Origin of the sequence: Stratiformator vulcanicus (assembly GCF_007744515.1) — a bacterium.
Lineage (GTDB): Bacteria > Planctomycetota > Planctomycetia > Planctomycetales > Planctomycetaceae > Stratiformator > Stratiformator vulcanicus.
This window is the reverse complement of record NZ_CP036268.1, coordinates 503,423-506,481: the sequence shown is the minus strand read 5'-3', so window position 1 is coordinate 506,481 and position 3,059 is coordinate 503,423. Positions and strand designations below refer to the sequence as shown.

Here is a 3,059-nt window from a genome sequence, read left to right as displayed (position 1 = left end):
GACCCGTTTGTGGCGTCATTTGTGGCGTTTTGTGGCGGGGGCGTTCTCCGAAAGATGTCTCGATGCCCCAGAAAAAAAGCTTCCGGATCGGTCGCGTGCGCGGCGATCTCCGCGGTCGGGTGTGGTACCTGACCTATCACGAACAGGGCCAGCGTCAGCGTCCGAGGGTTGGCCCGTCACTCGATGAAGCCCGCCAGACGGCGGCCCAGATCAACGGCCAGCTGGAGTCAGGACAGACGGCTCTACTGACCTTTGATCGAATCGGTATCGACGAGCTTCGCTGCCGCTGGCTCGACTACCACGAGCATGTCCGCCGATCGTCACTGCAGACCCTGCGACGCTATCGCACCGCCACACAGCACCTGATCGATTTCCTTAATAGATCGCCGGTCCGTTCGGTGGCCGAGTTGCTCGCCGCAGCCGATGAGTGGCTCTTCCCGATCGCTGCGACGTTGGCCTTCACGCGGATGCGTCCGGGCGAAGTCGTGCACTTGTTCGTTGAAAACTTTGACCGTGATGAGGGACTGCCGCACGTTCGCTGTCGACCCGAACTCGCTACGCCTAAGACCTTCCGGCACCTCTTCGCCGCGACGCAACAGCAACGGCGCGTCGATCCACTCCTCTGCAATCTATTGATGGGCCACACCCCCGAAGACGGCGGTAAGCATCGCACCGGCCCCGGCATGACCGCCGTTCACACGCACACGCGGGTAGAGACGCTCTGGCAAGAGTTGGAGCACGCTTTTGCGGATTCGAGGTTGGTGACTGCAATGTTACAGCGTCACGAAACCACAACACGTCGTAAGGGAGTGGGATCGATACCCGATGCGACATGGTCATCGGCCACTGCTTAATTCAGCCGGATTCTGTGGCATATATCCATGGAGCGAATTAGTCGTCTAAACCCTTAATCCCAATCGAAAGGAGGCCTTCTTGAAGCGGAATCTATAGCGGAAACGACGACTCGCTCTTCCAACCCAGAGCCGGCCTGTGTGCCGGCTCTTTTCATGCGCTGACTGACAACATCATCAATTTCTAAACCAGGGAACGAACCTATGAAGATCATGCTGATTAACAACGACGGTGGCGGATTCGCGGACTGGGTCGAAGTGGCTGATGGCACCACGACCTCGCAGCTGTTCGCCAAGCACATTCCCCACGGGTCGCCGCGGGACTACCTCATCCGTGTCAATCGCCTTCCCGCTTCGGCGGAGCAGGAACTGACCGAGGGCGATCGCGTCTCGATTACGCCGACCAAGATTGAAGGAGCTGTTCACGCGGCGTGACGCCCTCACTTTCACCAACCACCGCAGCCGGGTCGACGCATGCCGTTGGCCCGGCTGCTTTCATTAAGGAGACCAACTATGGAGACCAGAGAGGCCGCCCGAGCGGCTCTCAAGATGCACGAACGGCTCCGGCAGCGGCACGAGGCGCACGCCCCGGTCGAATTGCCGGAGCGGATGTGGGATGAGTGCCGTGACTCGCTGCGATTAAGTAACCGAGCCCGATTGCTGAAGCACCCGCTCGCGGCACTCCGCCTCAGGCGGCAGTTTCGAGGCCGACTGATTAATCTGATCGACGTCCTTGACGATCAGCGACGGCAGCTCAACGAGGAGTTCGCGGGACAGCGATTAATGTCGCCGTACGAGATCGCCCTTGACTTGAAGGCTCTCGAACACGACTTCCCGGAAGTCGAGATCGATTTCGGCTCATGCATCATCTCGGTCACGACGGAACCGGTCGAACTGGAAGGCCTCTATCTCGGTCCGTTCCGGGTTAAGTTCTGTTGGAAGTCGCTGGCCCGTTCGCAGCCTTACATTGTCGAGGCTCTCGATCCGCATCCGGCCGCGTGTGACAGCGACTGCCATCACCCGCACGTTCAGAACGGGGCACTCTGCGAAGGGGACGCCCGGTTGGCGATCGCGAAGGCGATTGCCGAAGGACGCCTGGCCGACTTCTTCCAGATCGTGGGCAGCGTGCTTGCGACCTACAACTCGGCGAGTCCCTACGTCTCGGTCGAAGACTGGGACCGTCCCGAATGCAGCTGCGGCGACTGCGGCAGCGGCATCGATGAAGAGGACGCGTGGGGCTGCGAAGGCTGCTCCACGACGATCTGTGATGGCTGCCGGGAACGCTGCGTCGACTGCGACGGCATTTACTGTGCGGCGTGTGTGACCTCCTGCGATGGCGAATGTGGCGAACGTCTCTGTCGCGGCTGTGCGGAGGACGGCGAGGGCTACTGCAAGGACTGCCGGAGGGCTCTCGAAGAAGAGCTCGCCGAGCAGGCGGCCGAGGAAGCGGAAGCGAATGCTGCTGAGTCGGCTGAAGCTTCCGACTCGGTACTGGTTCGAGAGGAGGTGCCGGTATAAGACGGGATGCTCCGATTGATCTCTCCGCGGCCGTGCTCCGCTTCACGCCCTACGCCTGGGCGAAGCTGCTGTTTCTTCGCGAAGCCGTTGATGTCGAGGTCAGCGGCTTCGGCATCACGCCCGCTGACGACCCGCTCTGCGTGGAGGACATCGTCCTCGTACCGCAGACGGGCGAGACGGCCTTCACGTCGATGGACGATGTCGGCGTGGCCGACTTCTTCGACGAGCAGGTCGAACTCGGTCGCAGCCCGGCCGAGTTCGCGCGGGTCTGGATTCACACGCACCCGGGTCGTTCACCGACACCGAGCGGCGTGGATGAGCAGACGTTCGACCGCTGCTTCGGCCGCGCTGACTGGGCGGTGATGTTCATCCTCGCCGAGAACGAACGCTGCTACGGCCGGCTTCGCTTCGGCCACGAGCCGGGCTTCTCGCTCGACCTCGGGGCCGACGTGACCTTCGATCATCCGTTCGAGGGCACCGATCACGAGTCGTGGCAGGCCGAACTGGATGCCAATCTCACGGTGCTTGAGCCGCAGACGGTCTGCGGCCCGGACCTCGTCGACCGGGATGAATTCTTCGACGAATAGAACTTCGACTGGGACTGGAGGTGGGAGGATGAGAAGCCGTTTAATGCGGCAGAGCGGGCTGGTGCCCGAGGAGAGACTTATTGAATCGCCGGTGACGGTGATC

The 3,059-nt window shown here is 61.6% G+C and carries 4 protein-coding genes; all 4 read left to right on the top strand.

Annotated features, from left to right (window positions below):
* Positions 1–854: hypothetical protein (locus Pan189_RS01855; RefSeq protein ID WP_310820950.1), on the top strand; the 854-nt coding region annotated here is incomplete at its 5' end.
* Between the two features lie 201 nt (positions 855–1,055).
* Positions 1,056–1,286 carry a molybdopterin converting factor gene (locus tag Pan189_RS01850; RefSeq protein ID WP_145362268.1) on the top strand — a complete coding sequence of 77 codons (231 nt, stop codon included), beginning with the start codon at positions 1,056–1,058 and terminating at the stop codon, positions 1,284–1,286.
* Between the two features lie 78 nt (positions 1,287–1,364).
* Positions 1,365–2,369 carry a hypothetical protein gene (locus Pan189_RS01845; RefSeq protein WP_145362267.1) on the top strand — a complete coding sequence of 335 codons (1,005 nt, stop codon included), beginning with the start codon at positions 1,365–1,367 and terminating at the stop codon, positions 2,367–2,369.
* A 32-nt stretch (positions 2,370–2,401) separates the two neighbouring features.
* Positions 2,402–2,956, top strand: coding sequence for an MPN domain-containing protein (locus tag Pan189_RS01840; protein ID WP_145362266.1), 555 nt, complete (start codon positions 2,402–2,404; stop codon positions 2,954–2,956).
* Positions 2,957–3,059: the final 103 nt, after the last annotated feature.